Source organism: Halarchaeum sp. P4 (genome assembly GCF_051195175.1).
Taxonomy (GTDB): domain Archaea; phylum Halobacteriota; class Halobacteria; order Halobacteriales; family Halobacteriaceae; genus Halarchaeum.
Genome location: NZ_JBNTKC010000006.1, coordinates 69,224 through 83,531, shown reverse-complemented (window position 1 = coordinate 83,531; position 14,308 = coordinate 69,224). Strand labels below are relative to the sequence as shown.

14 protein-coding genes are annotated in these 14,308 nt (G+C 69.5%); 8 read left to right on the top strand and 6 right to left on the bottom strand.

Annotated elements, in window-relative coordinates; translation table 11 throughout:
- The first annotated feature begins 33 nt into the window (after positions 1-33).
- The 3 genes from ACQUS8_RS15555 to ACQUS8_RS15545 all read left to right on the top strand — a co-directional run bounded on the left by ACQUS8_RS15555 (position 34) and on the right by ACQUS8_RS15545 (position 3,517).
- Positions 34-1,416 (top strand): pectate lyase, encoded by a 1,383-nt coding sequence (locus tag ACQUS8_RS15555; RefSeq protein ID WP_435102780.1) that lies wholly within the window; start codon positions 34-36, stop codon positions 1,414-1,416.
- Positions 1,417-1,503: 87 nt separating this feature from the next.
- A complete protein-coding gene (locus ACQUS8_RS15550; protein ID WP_435102778.1) occupies positions 1,504-2,640 on the top strand; it encodes a dienelactone hydrolase family protein in 1,137 nt (378 codons plus the stop codon).
- 31 nt (positions 2,641-2,671) lie between these two features.
- On the top strand, positions 2,672-3,517 hold the full coding sequence (locus ACQUS8_RS15545; protein WP_435102776.1) for an NAD-dependent epimerase/dehydratase family protein: 846 nt from the start codon (positions 2,672-2,674) through the stop codon (positions 3,515-3,517).
- A gap of 76 nt (positions 3,518-3,593) precedes the next feature.
- On the opposite strand, the gene ACQUS8_RS15540 is transcribed toward ACQUS8_RS15545, so the two are convergent.
- Positions 3,594-4,601 (bottom strand): aldo/keto reductase, encoded by a 1,008-nt coding sequence (locus ACQUS8_RS15540; RefSeq protein ID WP_435102774.1) that lies wholly within the window; start codon positions 4,599-4,601, stop codon positions 3,594-3,596.
- 103 nt (positions 4,602-4,704) lie between these two features.
- On the opposite strand from ACQUS8_RS15540, the gene ACQUS8_RS15535 reads away from it, so the two are divergent.
- Positions 4,705-5,709, top strand: coding sequence for a TIGR03557 family F420-dependent LLM class oxidoreductase (locus ACQUS8_RS15535; protein ID WP_435102772.1), 1,005 nt, complete (start codon positions 4,705-4,707; stop codon positions 5,707-5,709).
- A 3-nt stretch (positions 5,710-5,712) separates the two neighbouring features.
- On the opposite strand, the gene ACQUS8_RS15530 is transcribed toward ACQUS8_RS15535, so the two are convergent.
- Complete coding sequence (locus ACQUS8_RS15530; RefSeq protein ID WP_435102770.1) at positions 5,713-6,588, bottom strand: SMP-30/gluconolactonase/LRE family protein; 876 nt, start codon at positions 6,586-6,588, stop codon at positions 5,713-5,715.
- 132 nt (positions 6,589-6,720) lie between these two features.
- Between ACQUS8_RS15530 and ACQUS8_RS15525 the strand changes: the two genes are divergently transcribed.
- Entirely contained in the window at positions 6,721-7,806 is a 1,086-nt protein-coding gene (locus ACQUS8_RS15525) for a Gfo/Idh/MocA family protein (protein WP_435102768.1), read from the top strand.
- 45 nt (positions 7,807-7,851) lie between these two features.
- Here ACQUS8_RS15525 and ACQUS8_RS15520 read toward each other — a convergent pair whose 3' ends face one another.
- On the bottom strand, positions 7,852-8,583 hold the full coding sequence (locus tag ACQUS8_RS15520; RefSeq protein WP_435102766.1) for a sugar phosphate isomerase/epimerase family protein: 732 nt from the start codon (positions 8,581-8,583) through the stop codon (positions 7,852-7,854).
- A 574-nt stretch (positions 8,584-9,157) separates the two neighbouring features.
- On the opposite strand from ACQUS8_RS15520, the gene ACQUS8_RS15515 reads away from it, so the two are divergent.
- A complete protein-coding gene (locus ACQUS8_RS15515; protein WP_435102764.1) occupies positions 9,158-10,180 on the top strand; it encodes an NAD-dependent epimerase/dehydratase family protein in 1,023 nt (340 codons plus the stop codon).
- Here the strand turns inward: ACQUS8_RS15515 and ACQUS8_RS15510 are convergent.
- The gene (locus tag ACQUS8_RS15510; RefSeq protein ID WP_435102762.1) at positions 10,177-10,305 is read right to left on the bottom strand and encodes a hypothetical protein; all 129 of its coding nucleotides are present in this window, start codon (positions 10,303-10,305) and stop codon (positions 10,177-10,179) included. The genes ACQUS8_RS15515 and ACQUS8_RS15510 overlap by 4 nt on opposite strands.
- Before the next feature lie 365 nt (positions 10,306-10,670).
- Between ACQUS8_RS15510 and ACQUS8_RS15505 the strand changes: the two genes are divergently transcribed.
- Together ACQUS8_RS15505 and ACQUS8_RS15500 are read left to right on the top strand one after the other, a co-directional pair.
- Positions 10,671-11,840 carry an MFS transporter gene (locus ACQUS8_RS15505; protein WP_435102760.1) on the top strand — a complete coding sequence of 390 codons (1,170 nt, stop codon included), beginning with the start codon at positions 10,671-10,673 and terminating at the stop codon, positions 11,838-11,840.
- Between the two features lie 172 nt (positions 11,841-12,012).
- Positions 12,013-13,221 (top strand): iron-containing alcohol dehydrogenase family protein, encoded by a 1,209-nt coding sequence (locus ACQUS8_RS15500; RefSeq protein WP_435102758.1) that lies wholly within the window; start codon positions 12,013-12,015, stop codon positions 13,219-13,221.
- Positions 13,222-13,365: 144 nt separating this feature from the next.
- On the opposite strand, the gene ACQUS8_RS15495 is transcribed toward ACQUS8_RS15500, so the two are convergent.
- Both ACQUS8_RS15495 and ACQUS8_RS15490 read right to left on the bottom strand, forming a co-directional pair.
- The gene (locus ACQUS8_RS15495) at positions 13,366-14,001 is read right to left on the bottom strand and encodes a TetR/AcrR family transcriptional regulator (protein ID WP_435102756.1); all 636 of its coding nucleotides are present in this window, start codon (positions 13,999-14,001) and stop codon (positions 13,366-13,368) included.
- A 5-nt stretch (positions 14,002-14,006) separates the two neighbouring features.
- The gene (locus ACQUS8_RS15490; protein ID WP_435102754.1) at positions 14,007-14,285 is read right to left on the bottom strand and encodes a hypothetical protein; all 279 of its coding nucleotides are present in this window, start codon (positions 14,283-14,285) and stop codon (positions 14,007-14,009) included.
- Between the last annotated feature and the right edge of the window lie 23 nt (positions 14,286-14,308).

Here is a 14,308-nt window from a genome sequence, read left to right as displayed (position 1 = left end):
TTATTTATCAGTACGTTTCTGAGTAGATGTCGCATGTCGAGAGACAGCGACCGACACAGACGACATCGAACAGTACACCGACGCGACGTCCTCAAAGCGGCCGGCGGCACCCTCGCGCTCGCGGCCGCCGGCGGCGTCGCCAGCGCGGACGACACGACCACCGAAGTGAGCGTCGCGGACCCGCTCGCGACGGCCTCGCCGAGTTCGAAAATCGCGCCAACGGACGGGTTCGCCGACACCGACTGGACGGCTGAGGGACCGCTCGCCGTCGTGCGCGTCACCAACCTCGACGCCGAGGGGCCGGGGTCGCTACGCGATGCGATGACGCGCGACGTCGACGCCGCGGGTCGCGTCGTCGTTTTCGAAGTCGGCGGCGTCATCGACCTCGACGGGCAGGGCCTCGACCCCGAGACGGACAACGTGTTCGTCGCCGGGCAGACCGCGCCCGACCCCGGCGTCACCGTCGTCCGCGGGACCGTCGAGGTCGACGCGACGAACGTCGTCGTCCAACACGTCCGGGTTCGGACCGGCACCGAGGTCACCGGCGACAACTCCGGCGAGGGCGAGGCCGCCGACAGCATCACCGTCCAAGACGAGTCCGAAAACGTCATCCTCGACCACGTGACGGCGTCGTGGGGTACCGACGAGAACATGTCCGCGGGCGACACCTGCTCGCGGCTCACCTTCTCGAACAGCCTCGTCGCGCACGCCCTCGCCGCCCCTGGCTTCCACCCGGACGACGACCCCGAGCACTCCAACGGCACGCTCATCGGCCACGACACCGACGAGATGGCGATTCTCGGAAACCTCTACGCGCACAACGTCGACCGGAACCCGCGCCTGAAGGGCGGGACGAGCACCGTCGTCGCGAACAACGTCGTCTACGACTTCGACAACACCACCGGCCTCGGTGACGACGCCGAGCAACCGCCGACGGAGGCAAGCATCGTCGGGAACACCTATCGACCCGGGCCCGACACGCCGTTCACCGGGAGCGACACCGACCCCGTCGTCTTCACCTACGAGGACGACCCCGACCCGATTCACGTCTACCTCGACGACAACGTCCTGCAGGGCGACCTGCAGCTTCTGCAGGACACCCCGAAAATCACACGCGTCGACGCGCCACCGCTCTGGCCGGACGGCCTCGGCCCGGACGCCGCCCACCAGCCCTTCGGCCGCGTGCTGAACGCCGCGGGCGCGCGCCCCGTCGCCCGGACCGAACTGGATGCACAGGTCGTCCACGAAACGCGCAGTCGCTCCGGCGGCGTCATCGACAACGAGGGCGACCTCGGCGGCTACCCCGACCTCCCCAGTACCGAACGTGCGCTCGACGTCCCGAAGGAGGAGTTCGGCGCGTGGCTCGACCGACACACCCGCGCCGTCGAAGTCCACGGCCGCGGCCGCGAACGCTGACGCCGACGCCGGCACCGACCACCGCGTAGCCGAGACGCCGGTCGGGCCGACACAAGAGCTATCGGGCCGCCACGCGACGTGGCGGACATGACGAGCGCACTCGGCGGCTACGGCGACTGGGCACGTGAGCGCCTCGACGACCCGCGGCCGCTCTCATTTCGACACGAGCGCTGGGAGGACGTCGACGCGTGGCGCGGGCGAGCGCGCGAGCAGACGCTCACCTGCCTCGCCCCGCCGGAGACCGGCGACGCGCCGAACGTGACCGTCCACGAGGCACACGACGTGGACGGCATCCGGGTCGAACGCCAGTCGTGGCAGTTACCGTACGGCCCGCGCACCGGGGCGTTCCTCCTCCGTCCGACGGACGAGTCGGGGCCGCTCCCCGGCGTCCTCGCGTTCCACGATCACGGCGGCGACAAGTACCACGGGAAGGGGAAAATCGTCCGCGCGCCGAGCACCGAGACGGAGATGCTCACCGCCTACCGCGAGACGGGCTACGACGGCCACGCGTGGGCGAACCGCCTCGCGAAGCGCGGCTACGCCGTTCTCGTCCCGGACGGCTTCACGTTCGGCAGTCGGCGCTTCGACCCCGCGGAGACGGTCGGCACCGAGGGCGTGCCGAACCCGGCGTCGGACACGGAGAAACGCGACGTCTCGGCGTACAACGACTGGGCGAACGGCTACGAGTCGACGGCTGCGAAGGCCTGTCTCTGCGCGGGCACGACGCTCCCCGGCGTCGCGCTCGCGGACGACAAGGCGGCGCTCGACGTCCTCTGTTCGCACCCGGCCGTGGACGATTCACGGGTCGGCGTCGCCGGGCACTCCGGCGGCGGCCTCCGCACGGCCTACCTCGGCGCGCTCGACGAGCGCGTGCGGTGTGCCGTCGTCGTCTGCATGCTCACGACGTGGCGGGACTTCGTCGATTTCGGCGCGACACGGCACACGTGGCTCGTCTACCCGTCGCTGCTCGCCCGGCACCTCGACTACCCGGACGTCCTCGCGATGCGCGCGCCGGCGGCGACGAGCGTGCTCGCACGCGTCGACGACCGACTCTTCTCGCGCGACGCCATCGAGACGGCCGCCGAGCGACTCGAGGCGGCGTTCACGAAGGCGGGTGGCGCTGACACGCTCGCGCTGCGGACGTACCCGGGCGACCACGGCTTCGGCGACGAGATGCAGCGCGACGCGTTCGCGCGCTTCGACGCCGTACTTCGCGACACCTAGACTTATCCTGTCTCGGGCTGACGGGGCGGACATGGACGTCCTCGTTACGGGTGCGTACGGCCGCTGTGGCACCGCGCTCCGCGAGCACCTCGGCGACGACGAGCGCTACGAGTGGGCGTGGCTCGACCGGGACGCGCCGCCGGACGGCTGGGCGGACGAGACGACGATACGTGGCGACGTCGCGGACCGGAGCGTCGTCTCGGCAGCGGTCGAGGGCCGTGACGCCGTCGTCCACTTGGCGGGCTACCCGAACCCGGACGGCACGTGGGAGCAGATACTGCACTCGAACCTCGTCGGGACCTACAACGTTCTCGAGGCGGCGTGCGAGCACGGGGTCGGGACTGTCGTCTTCGCCTCCACGAACCATGTGATGGGGCTGTACGAGGCGGAATTCGCGCCCGAACTCTACGAGCGCACCCACGAGGTGCTGCTCGACGACACGGACCCGGTGCGCCCGGACTCGCTCTACGGCGTCTCGAAGAGCTTCGGCGAAGACCTCGGACGGTACTACGTCGAGGCCCACGATTACCCCATGCGCTTCTACGCCCTCCGCATCGGGAACGTTCGCGCCCGCGACGAGGACCACCCCTACGCCGAGGCCGAGGCCGGCGTCGACGAAGGGCGTTTCGAGGCGGGGTCGGCGGCGTACGAGCGGACGGTCGCGCACATCGCGGCGATGTGGCACTCCCGTCGCGACTTCGCCCACCAGGTCGCCTGCTGTCTCGACGACGACACCGTCGAGCACGGCGTCTACACGGGGCTGAGCGACAACGCGAACCGGTGGTTCAGCCTCGAGGGCGCCCGGACGGAGCTCGGCTATCGGCCACGGGACGACGGCGCGGCGTGGGACGCCCCACCCGGAGAGCGAGAGCAATAGCTCACCATCACTATTGTTCAATGCGTCCTTAACCGTTCGGGTCAAAGAGGAGGGGCGGCGGGCGGGAGAGGGGCGCTCAGGCCTCGGTTTCGTAGTAGGTGCCGCTCTCGTCGAAGCGGGCCTCGAGGATGCGCTGGAACTGCTCGTCGGAGAGCGAGACGTCGACCGCGCCGAGGTTCTCCGCGAGCTGGTCGGTGGTGCGCGCGCCGACGATGGGCACGCAGGTGAAGGAGGGCTGGTCCATCAGCCACCGGAGCGCCACCTGCGCGGGCGTCGCGTCCTCCGCCTCGGCCACGTCCTTCACGGCATCGAGGACGTGCCAGCCGCGCTCGGAGACGTAGTAGTCCGCGAAGAGGTCGTCGAGCTGGCCGCGCGAGCCCTCGGGGGCCTCGACGTCGTAGGTGCCCTCGCCGGCGCGCTCGTACTTCCCGGTGAGGAAGCCGCCAGCGAGCGGCGAGTACGGGCAGACCGCGAGGTCCTGGTCCGCGCAGACCTCAAGGTAGTCGGAGACGTCGCGCTGGTAGGCCGCATGAAAGAGCGGCTGGGTGACGTCGAAGCGCTGGAGGTCCTCGACGTCGGCCTTCCAGAGGGCCTTCGTGAGCTTCCACGCCGCCATCGTCGAGGCACCGAGGTAGTGGACTTTGCCCTCCTCGACGAGCGCGTTCAGCGTCTCGAGCGTCTCGGTGATGGGAGTCTCGTCGTCCCAGCGGTGGATGTAGTAGACGTCGAGGTAGTCGGTGCCGAGCCGGTCGAGCGTGCCCTCGATTTCCGCGCGAATCGTCTTCCGCGAGAGGTTCTCCTGGAAGCGCGACTCCTGCGTCCAGTAGACCTTCGAGGCGAGGACGTAGTCCTCGCGGTCGCGCTCCTCAAGCCACTCGCCGATCCACTGCTCGCTCTTCCCGCCGCCGTAGCCGTTCGCGGTGTCGATGAAGTTCCCGCCGGCGTCGGCGAACGCGTCCAACAGTTCGTGCGCCTGCTCCCGGTCGGTCTCGACGACGCCGTCGGACTCCTTCCCGAAGCGCCACGTCCCCAGACAGAGTCGCGAGACGTCCACGCCGGTCGAGCCGAGCTTCGTGTACTCCATACGCGGGTGTCTCCGTCCGCGACAGTCAATCCATCGGTTCGACCCACCCTCCGGGTCTCGGGGACGCGGAAGGCTTTTGGTACGGATAGCGGTAGGGGTTCGCATGCCACGCTTTGGGTACTTCGCGTCGCTCGAGGAGTTCTCGCCCGCGGCGTGTCTCGAGCAGGTCACGCTCGCCGAGGACGCAGGCTTCGAGACCGTCTGGGTCAACGACCACTTCCACCCGTGGTTCGACCACCTCGCCGACGGGAGCGAGGCCCACGGCGGCAACTGCTGGTCGTGGATGCCCGCCGCGCTCGAACGCACCGACGACGTCGAAATCGGGACCGGCGTCACCGCCGTCCTCGAGCGCTACCACCCCGCAAACATCGCCCACCAGCTCGCGACGCTCGCCGAACTCTACCCCGACCGGGTCTTCCTCGGCCTCGGGACGGGTGAGGCGCTCAACGAGAGCCCGCTCGGCTACGACCGGCCGGACTACGGCGAGCGCGCGCGCCGCACCGCCGAAGCCATCCGGGCGATTCGCGCGCTCTTCGAGGGGGAGTTCGTCGACTTCGACGGCGAGTTCTGGACGCTCGACGGCGCGAACCTCTACACCGGCCCCGACGAGGCCCCGCCCATTCACGTCGCCGGGAGCGGCCCGACCTCCGCGCGGATGGCCGGCGACCTCGGGGACGGCTACGTCACCGTCTACGAGGACCCGGAGAAAGTCGAGGGCGAGTTGTTTCCCGCCGTCGAGCGCGGCGTCGCGAAGTCAGCGCGCAACGAGACACTCGCGGACGTCGAGAAGACCGTCCACATCCACGTCGCCTACGACGAGAACGAGTCACGGGCGCTCGAGGCCTGCAAGCCGTGGCGCTGCACGCTCCTCCCCGTCGTCTTCGATATGGACATCGCGGACCCGCGCTACCTCCAAGCACACGGCGACAAGGTCGGCGAGCGGGCGCTGCGCGACGCCTTCGTCATCACGGACGACCCGCAGGACATTGTGGACGTCACCGAGACGTACGTCGACGCCGGCTTCGACCAAATCGTCTACCAGAGTTCGAGCCCGGACCAGGAGGCGTTCTGCGACGTCGTCGCGACCGACGTCATGCCCTCCTTCTGAGGGTCAGGTGGGGAACGCCGAGCGGAACTCGGGGCGGCCCGTGACGCCGTCCGGGGCGTCGAAGCGGAAGAGCGCGCCCGCGCCGTCGCCCTCCGTCTCGCGGTCGCCGCCTTCGAGCGCCGTCGTCACGTAGGCGGTGTCGTAGTCCTCGCCGGCGAACGTGACGCAGGACACCTTCTTCGCGGGGAACTCGATGCGGCCGCGCTCCTCACCGTCGTCGCCGTAGCGGGCGACGACCCCGCCGTTCCAGCGCGCCGACCAGACGTCGCCGTCGCTGTCGACGGTCATGCCGTCCGGGACGCCGGCCTCGCCCGCGAGGTCGAGGAAGACGCGCCGGTTCGAGAGCTCGCCGGTCGCGCGGTCGTAGTCGAAGCGATAGACCGCGTTCGCCTCCGACTCGGTGACGTAGAGGTGCTCGAGGTCGAGCGTGAACCCCATCCCGTTCGGGATGTCGTAGCCCTCGGTGTCGGCCTGGCGTATCGTGCCGTCGGTGTCGAGACAGTAGAGCCGGCCGAGTTCGTCGTCGGTCGGCATCGTCCCCGCGTAGACGCGGCCCTCAGGGCCGGCGATGACGTCGTTGAACCGGGTGTACGTCGCCGACTCGATGACCGTCACGTCCTCGAGGGTGCCGTCGGCGAAGCGGCCGACGCGGCCCTCGCCGCGGAAGCAGAGCAGCGAGCCGTCCTCCTGAATCGTGAACCCGCCGAGCGCGCGCTCGTCGTCGAGGACGCACTCGTGGTCGTCGCTCGCCGGGTCGTAGCGGTAGAGTCGGCCGTTCGGGATGTCCGTCCAGTAGAGACACTCCTCCTCGGGGTGCCAGAGCGGGCCTTCACCCGTGTGACACCGCGTGTCGGCGACGCGCTCGATGGAGACAGGCATGGTCGTTCGGGTGGTTTCGACGGCGATGGCATAAAGGAATCGCCGGCAAGGGCAGCGACGTGCGCGACGGTGCCGGCAAGCAACGGCGGCGGGGCGAACGACTATGAAGGGCTCGGTCACCTGTGGACACGAATGAGTCGATACACCGCGGCCGTCATCGGTACCGGCCCCGACCCGGAGACGCAGACCGTCGAGAGCTTCGCGATGGGCTATCGCCACGCCGAGGCCTACCGCCGACACGACGACATCGAAGTCGTCGCGTGCGCGGACGTCGTCCCCGAGAACGCCGAGGCGTTCGCGGACGAGTTCGACTGCGCGGCCTACGAGGACTACGAGGAGATGCTCGCCGACGCGGCCCCCGACGTCGTGAGCGTCACCGTCCCGCCCGCCATCCACGAGGACATCATCGTCGGCTGCGCCCGCAGCGGCGTCGTCGACGCCATTCACGCCGAGAAACCCATCGCGGACACCTGGGGCGGCGCGAAGAACGCCGTCCAGGAGTGCTGGCGCAACGACGTCCAACTCACCTTCAACCGTCAACGGCGCTTCCTCAAGCCGTTCACCGAGGCGAAACGCCTCCTCGACGCCGGCGAAGTCGGTGAACTCCGGCAGGTCGAAATCACGTGGGGCGACTTCTTCGACACCGGGGCGCACACCATCGACCTCGCCGGGATGTTCAACGACGACCGGCCGGCCGAGTGGATCATCGCACAACTCGACTACCGCGAGGAGGACGTCCGCTTCGGGATGCATCAGGAGAACCAGATGCTCGCCCAATGGCGCTACGAGAACGGCGTCCACGGCACGCTGACCACGGGCGCGGGCGCGGACCTACACGACAGCGCCTTCCGGGTTCGGGGTACCGAGGGCGACATCCTCATCGACGTCGAGGACGGGCCGATGCTGGCCGTCGAGCGCGGCGGCGAGCGCGACGCCATCGACGTCGAAGGTGAGACCATCCACAGTACACCTGAAGACGAACGCTTCCACTCCGTCCCCATCGAGCGCGCCGTCGCGGACGCCATCGCGTGTCTCGGTACCGACGAGGAGTCCGGTCTCAGCGGCCGCATCGGACTCAACACCGCCGAAATCGTCTTCGGTGGCTACGAGTCCGTCCGCCGGCGCGGCCGCGTCGACTTCCCGCTCGACGTCGAGGACAACGCCTTCGCCGCGATGGTCGAGGAGGGCGTCGTCGGTCCCGACGCCGACGCGGAGTAGGCACACGAGGGGACTATACGGAAGGAGTCGATTCCCCTCAGCGCGTCACCAGTGCTCGTCGACGATGGCGGCTGCGTGTTCGAGCGTCTCGTAGGAGTCCGGGTGCTCTTCAGCCTCGTAGATGAGCCACGAGAGGTCGTGGTCCCGGCACGCGTCGACGACGGCGTCGATGTCGATGTCGCCCTCGCCGACCTCGACGGTGCCTTCCTCGCCCTCGACGTAGTCCTTCAAGTGGACGTGGTCGACGCGCTCGGCGTGTGCGTCGAGGAACGCGAGCGGGTCGCCGCCGCCGGCGCCGATCCAGCCGAGGTCGAGTTGGAGGCCAACGACGTCAGTGACGTCGGCGAGGTGGGCGAGCGCCGGCCGGCCGTCGAGTTCGACCATCTCCTGGTCGTGGTTGTGGTAGTGGAGCGTGACGTCGTGCTCGGCGAGCGCGCGCGCCGCCGCGTCGAGGCGTTCGCCGGCGGCCTCCACGGCGTCCACGGACTCGAAGTGCTCCGGGTCGAGCCACGGGACCGCGAGGTCCGTACAGCCGAGCGCACGATACGTCTCCGCGACGCCCGCAGGGTCGGCCTCGATGTCGTCGAGCGGGACGTGCGCACCGGCGGCCGCGAGCTCGGCGTCGTCGAGCGCGTCGGTCAGTTCCTCGACGGAGGCGTCGTCGAGTCCCGCGAACTCGACGCCCTCGAAGCCGGTGTCGCCGACGCGCTCGACGACGGCCGGCAGCGGGTCGTCGACTGCGTGCAGGCTGTACAGTTGGAACCCGAAGTGAGTCATACGCCACCAATCGACGGAGTGCGTAATAAGTGTCGGTGGTGTCGTGAGTCGGCGCCACGAGTCGCCGACACACTCGACCAGCCGTGTCGAGTGGTGTTTCGCTCCACGGAACGCGTCTGTCGGGTGGTGCCCGCCGTCGGTCCACGGTCGACGTCGGGTTCGGGTCGTCCAGCACACTCTTCGGACGTCCGGAAATCCGGATTTACGTAGATACAGCCGTAATTGTTCAAGGACGCCGGAGGGCGTATTCAGCCGTTGAGAGTTATCAGACGCCGCTTCTCGACGTAGAGGGACGTGGGCAGGAGCGTGGACGACCGGACATGGCGATGCGCCGTTCACTATTGGGATATGGAGGACTGGGCCGTCCCCCTCTCAGTCAGCATCGTACGTCCGCGATAGAAGTCGAGGCGTCGTTATACACGTCTGGTGTCTCCATCGACACCAGACGCCTCGTTACCCATTTCAGAACACCAGAGGACGGATGTCGCCGGGGGCGAAAAGCCCAAGCGGTGGAAGAACATGAGGGACGGATAGTGACAACTTTGATTTCGGAATTCGGGTCGAGAGGGCAGCGATGAGCGACGTTCTCGTCATCGGGGGCACCGGCCTCATCAGCACCGGCGTCGTCCGACAGCTCGTCGCGGCGGGGCACGACGTCACGGCGTTCACGCGCGGCGAGCGCGACACCGAAGTGCCGCCGTCGGTGGCCCACGAGACGGGCGACCGGAACGACGACGCGCGCCTCGCCGACCTCGCGGCGGACGTCGCACCCGACGTCGTCGTCGACATGGTCTGCTTCACGCCCGAGCAGGCCGAAGCGGCCGTCAGGGCCTTCGGCAGCGAGATTTCGCAGTACGTCTTCTGCTCGACGGTCGACGTCTATGCGCGCCCGCCCGAGCGCAACCCCGTCACGGAGGACGCACAGCGCCACGACGCCGACCACCACGTCAGCGACTACGGCCTGAACAAGACGCGCGCGGAGGACGTCTTCATGGACGCACACGGTGACGGCGCGTTCGCGGCGACGATTCTGCGGCCGTGGGACACCTACGGCGAGGGCGTCTCGCTGAACCACACCCTCGGCAACGACACCTACTACGTCGACCGTCTGCGTGCGGGGAAACCCATCGTCGTGCACGGGGACGGCGCCGGCTTGATGTCGGCGTGCCACCGCGACGACGTCGCGCGCGGGTTCGTCGGCGCCGTGGGGAACGAGGCCGCCTACGGCGAGGCGTACAACGTCACGGGCGACGAGTGCATCACGTGGAACCAGTACCACCGGCGGGTCGCGGCCGGCATCGGCGCGCCCGAGCCGGAGTTGGTCCACGTTCCGACGGACGTCCTCTTCGAGGTGGCGCCCGACCGGACGGAGATGCTCCGAAATCACTTCCAGTTCTCGGCGGTCTACGACAACACGAAGGCGAAACGTGACCTCGGGTTCGCGTACACGGTGTCGCTGGAAGAGGGCGCACGCCGGACGGTCGAGCGACTCGACGAGGAGGGACGCATCGAGGACTGGGAGAGTCGGCCGTTCGACGACCGGCTCGTGGAGGCGTGGCGGGACGCGACGACCGACGTACTCGAGGGACTCGCCTAGTCGTCGGCGACGGCGAGCGCTCGGCCGTCGTCGGCGTCGCAGTCGTGCTCGAAGAAGCACTCGAGGTCGTCGAAGTCAGTGTCACAGATCGCACACCGGAGGTCGCCGACGGTCGCAGTCGCCATCAGGCGATCACCCCGGGAGTCGCGCGGCGACGATAGCCTCGATGGCGTGTCGGCGCGACGGCCGGGGTCGTGGACCCGGCCCGACCGCGAGGGGTGGTGTCCGCGCGACGCGTAGTGTCGACGGGTGAGGACGACGACGTCACGCCTCGACGTAGAGAACGAGGGCACGTAAGTCTATCCCACACCACGACCCGTGAGCGCATCCGTTGTGGCGCTGAGCGCGCCGGTTCACTCCTCTCGGGCGGGCTGACGGGGCAAGCAGCACCGAGACTGGCGCACCTCTCGTCGCGGACGCCGCGGAAACCGGTCAGGACTGGCCGCCATCGGCGGATTTTACCTGTCCCGAGCGCACGAGGACGATAATAATGAACGGACGGCGCCGCTGGACGCTCGCGATATTCCTGTTCACCATCGGCGACGCGCTCGCGCTGCAGGTCCGGGGCGCGCTCGTCCCGAGCCTGCAGGCCGCCTTCGACGTCTCCCCGGCGCTCCTCGGCCTCGTCGCGCCCGCCGGCACCGTCGGCTTCCTGCTCGCGATTCTCGTCGTCGGCACGTCCGCGGGCCGCCTCCAGGTCCGGCGAACCGTCCTGGGCGCACTCGCGGTCGCGACCGTCACGTTCGTCGCGATGGGCGTCGCGCCCGTCTACCTCCTCTTCCTCGGATTCCTCGTCGTGCAGGGGAGCGCGGACGGCGTGGTGCGCGGCCTGGATCGGCCGATTCTCGCGCACTTCTACCCGGAGCAGCGCGGCCGTGTGTTCAACGTCTACGCGCTCGTCTGGGCGCTCGGCGCGGCCACCGCGCCCCTGCTCGTGAACGCCGCGCTCGCGGTGGGGACGTGGCGGTGGGTGTTCTTCGCGCTCGCGCTCGTCTTCCTCCCGGCGGCATTCCTGCTCGCGCGCGCCGACCCACCGTCGCTCGAGGAGGGCGAGCGCTCGCTCTCGTGGGCGGATTTTCGCGCGCTGTTGAGTGACTGGCGAATCGTCGGCGTCGTCCTCGCGCTCGTCTGTAGCGGCAGTATCGAGGGGAGCATCTTCACGTGGCTCCCCTACTACGCGAACGGCTTCCTCACGCCGGCACAGGCGAACCTCCTGCTCTCGGGCTTCCTCGTCAGCTATATCCCGGGCCGTGCGGTCTACAGCGTCCTCGTCGAGCGCGTAGACCCGCTGGCGCTCGTGGTGGTTCTCTCGCTGTGCTGCGTGCCGACGCTCTACGTCGCGTTCACCGCGACGGACCCGCTGGTGGTCGTCGGCGCCGTCCTGCTCACCGGCCTGTTCATTTCCGGGCTCTTCCCGACAGTGTCGGCGTTCGGCGTGGACGTCGCGCCGGCGTACAGCGGGCCGGTGAACGCCATCGCGACGGCGGGGAACTACGCCGGCCTCTCGCTCGCGCCCGCCGCCGTCGGCGTCGCCGCCGCGCGCACCGACATCGGGGCGGCGCTCTCCGGCCTCGCGGGGGTCGCAGTGGCGTTCGCGCTCGTCACGGGTACGCTCCGACTACACGTCGGTCGCTCGCCGGACACAACCCCGGCCGAATGAGCAACGCTCGCCACCGAGGAAGCCTCCAGTACAGTATGCCCATACAATAATACTGACTGGACATACTGTCCAATAATTCTGCCTGGGGGCGTGTCGGAGCGGGTTGTCGCGCGGACCCGGTCGGCGCGTCGCGCCGGGGACGTTTAACCGGCCGGCGCGCGAGCACTCGGGTATGCACGCACTCGACGACCGCGCGGAGCCGTTCCGCTTCGACTACCGTCCCCCAGCCGTCCGATACGGGACGGGCGCGGTGGCAGCACTCGATTCGGAGCTCGCCGCGCTCGACGTCTCGAACGCGCTCGTCGTCGCGGGCACGACCACGGGGACGACGCCGGCGGTCATCGACCCCGTTCGGGACGGGCTCGGGGACCGACTCGGTGCGGTCTTCGCGGAGACGACACCGGAGAAACGCGTCGCGACGGCGCTCGCGGGCGCGCGCCGCTACGACGGCCTCGGCGCGGACGGCATCGTCGCGCTCGGCGGCGGGTCGAGCCTCGACGTTGCGAAGGCGATACGGGCACTCGTCGTGCACGACGACCGGATGGGGGCCGTCGCGTCGTTCGCCGAGACCGGACGTCTCCCGGTTCCCGAGGACCTGCCGCCGTTCGTGGTGGTGCCGACGACGCTCGCGGGTGCGGACCTCTCGCTCGGCGCGGGCCTGACGGCGACGCCCGAGAACGGCCACGTCGACACGCCCGTTGACGGCGGTGTGTCCGCGCCACAGTTGATGCCGGACGCCGCGGTCTACGACCCCGAGTTGGTGGCGACCACGCCCGAGTCGGTCCTCTGTGCGTCCGCGATGAACGGCTTCGACAAGGGCGTCGAGTCGCTCTACGCGCGGGCGGCGACGCCGATAACCGACGGGACGGCGGCGCGCGGCCTCCAGTTGCTCCGCGAGGGGCTGCCGACGCTTCGCGGCGCGGAGGGCGGAGAGCCGGACTACGGGCGGGCGGTTCGGGGCACGATTCTCGTCCAGTACGGCATCGCGCGCCCCGAGGGGTCGACGCTCGCGCTGATTCACGCGTTCGGCCACGGACTCACCGCGCACTCCGCGATACAGCAGGGGGCCGCGCACGGCGTCATCGCGCCACACGCCCTCGAGTTCCTCTTCGAGCACGCGGACTGTCGCCGCGCGCTGCTCGCGGACGCGCTCGGCGTCGCGGCAGGGACCGACCCCGCGGACGGCGTCGTGGACGCGGTCGCGGCGGTGCGGGACGCTCTCGGGTTGCCGACGCGACTGCGCGACGTCGCGGACGTATCGAGAGACGACCTCCCGGCTATCGCGGCGACGACGGCGGAGGACGGACTGGTCGAGAACGTGCCCGCGAACGTCCCGGTGGGCGCGGACGCGCTGGAGCGGGTGCTGGAGGCGTCGTGGTAATGAAGGCGGGCGTGAAGGAGTGCCGACACGCGGCGCGCGTCGGCGACCGGCCGGGGGGAGAGGGGGGAGGTGGCCGATGCCCGCCGTGGCCATCGGGGCCACGACGTGACAGAACCGACGGACGGTGAAAGAGGCGGTCCCTAATTACGTAGACTCGGCGAGCAGACAGCACTCGACGTAGCGGTCGAGTTCGGCGCGTGCGTCGCTCACGGTGGCGTCGTCGGCGGTCACGCGGTCGAACATCGCACCGGAGATGACGGTGGCGAGGAAGCCCGCGACCCGGTCCGGGTCGACGTCGCGGAAGTCGCCGGCTTCGACGCCGTCGGCGACGATATCGCTGAGGTGCTCACAGAAGTGGTCCTGCGTGCGCGCGAACTGCTGGCGGTAGGCGTCGTCGTGGGCAGCCTGTGCGCGCAACTCGACGAGGGCCTTCAGGAAGTCGGGGTTGTGCTCCTCGCCGGGTTCCGGAACCATATGCTCGAAGAACGTCCGGAGTCGCGTCTCCGGGTCGGCGTCGGGGTCCGCCTCGACGTCGCGCTCCTCGAAGCGTTCGAGCATATACCCCAGGAACTCGAGGAGGAGGTCGTCCTTCCCCTCGTAGTGGTGGTAGAGGAGCGACTTCGACTTCGGGAACTCCTCGCCGATGCGCTGGATGGTGAGGTCGGCGTAGCCGTGCTTGCAGAGCGCGTCGAACGTGGCCTTCATGATGGCCGTTCGGGTGTCCGTTGGCTCCTCGGGGAAGGGGCCGTGGTCGTCCATGTCGGTGTCGTTGCGTGCCACGGCAGTTAGCGATTCCCCTCGACGGACGCGGCGTCCGCGTCGTCGCGCTCGCCGGCGCGCCACGCCTCGAGGCAGTAGCGACACCACGTCCGGTGTGCGGGCGGGTAGACGGCGAGCGGTTTCTCGCGCAGGTCGCCGACGACCGAGCAGCGCGGCCCGTCCGCGTCGGACGCGGGGAGGTGGAGGCGGGGCGCCCCGCTCGTCGAAACGAGGACGGACTCGACGTCCGGCGTGGCATCAGCGGTGGAGGCGGCGGCGTCAGCGGGTGTGGTCGTGTCGGTCATTGATGGGTCAGTTAGAGGTGTTC

Bases quoted from the DNA above. Each gene is read 5' to 3' on its own strand.
- ACQUS8_RS15500 (WP_435102758.1), top strand. From the start codon at position 12,013: ATGCACGCACTCGACGACCGCGCGGAGCCGTTCCGCTTCGACTACCGT.
- ACQUS8_RS15555 (WP_435102780.1), top strand. From the start codon at position 34: ATGTCGAGAGACAGCGACCGACACAGACGACATCGAACAGTACACCGA.
- ACQUS8_RS15505 (WP_435102760.1), top strand. From the start codon at position 10,671: ATGAACGGACGGCGCCGCTGGACGCTCGCGATATTCCTGTTCACCATC.
- ACQUS8_RS15520 (WP_435102766.1), bottom strand. From the start codon at position 8,583: ATGACTCACTTCGGGTTCCAACTGTACAGCCTGCACGCAGTCGACGAC.
- ACQUS8_RS15510 (WP_435102762.1), bottom strand. From the start codon at position 10,305: ATGGCGACTGCGACCGTCGGCGACCTCCGGTGTGCGATCTGTGACACT.
- ACQUS8_RS15530 (WP_435102770.1), bottom strand. From the start codon at position 6,588: ATGCCTGTCTCCATCGAGCGCGTCGCCGACACGCGGTGTCACACGGGT.
- ACQUS8_RS15540 (WP_435102774.1), bottom strand. From the start codon at position 4,601: ATGGAGTACACGAAGCTCGGCTCGACCGGCGTGGACGTCTCGCGACTC.
- ACQUS8_RS15545 (WP_435102776.1), top strand. From the start codon at position 2,672: ATGGACGTCCTCGTTACGGGTGCGTACGGCCGCTGTGGCACCGCGCTC.
- ACQUS8_RS15490 (WP_435102754.1), bottom strand. From the start codon at position 14,285: ATGACCGACACGACCACACCCGCTGACGCCGCCGCCTCCACCGCTGAT.
- ACQUS8_RS15525 (WP_435102768.1), top strand. From the start codon at position 6,721: ATGAGTCGATACACCGCGGCCGTCATCGGTACCGGCCCCGACCCGGAG.
- ACQUS8_RS15535 (WP_435102772.1), top strand. From the start codon at position 4,705: ATGCCACGCTTTGGGTACTTCGCGTCGCTCGAGGAGTTCTCGCCCGCG.
- ACQUS8_RS15550 (WP_435102778.1), top strand. From the start codon at position 1,504: ATGACGAGCGCACTCGGCGGCTACGGCGACTGGGCACGTGAGCGCCTC.
- ACQUS8_RS15515 (WP_435102764.1), top strand. From the start codon at position 9,158: ATGAGCGACGTTCTCGTCATCGGGGGCACCGGCCTCATCAGCACCGGC.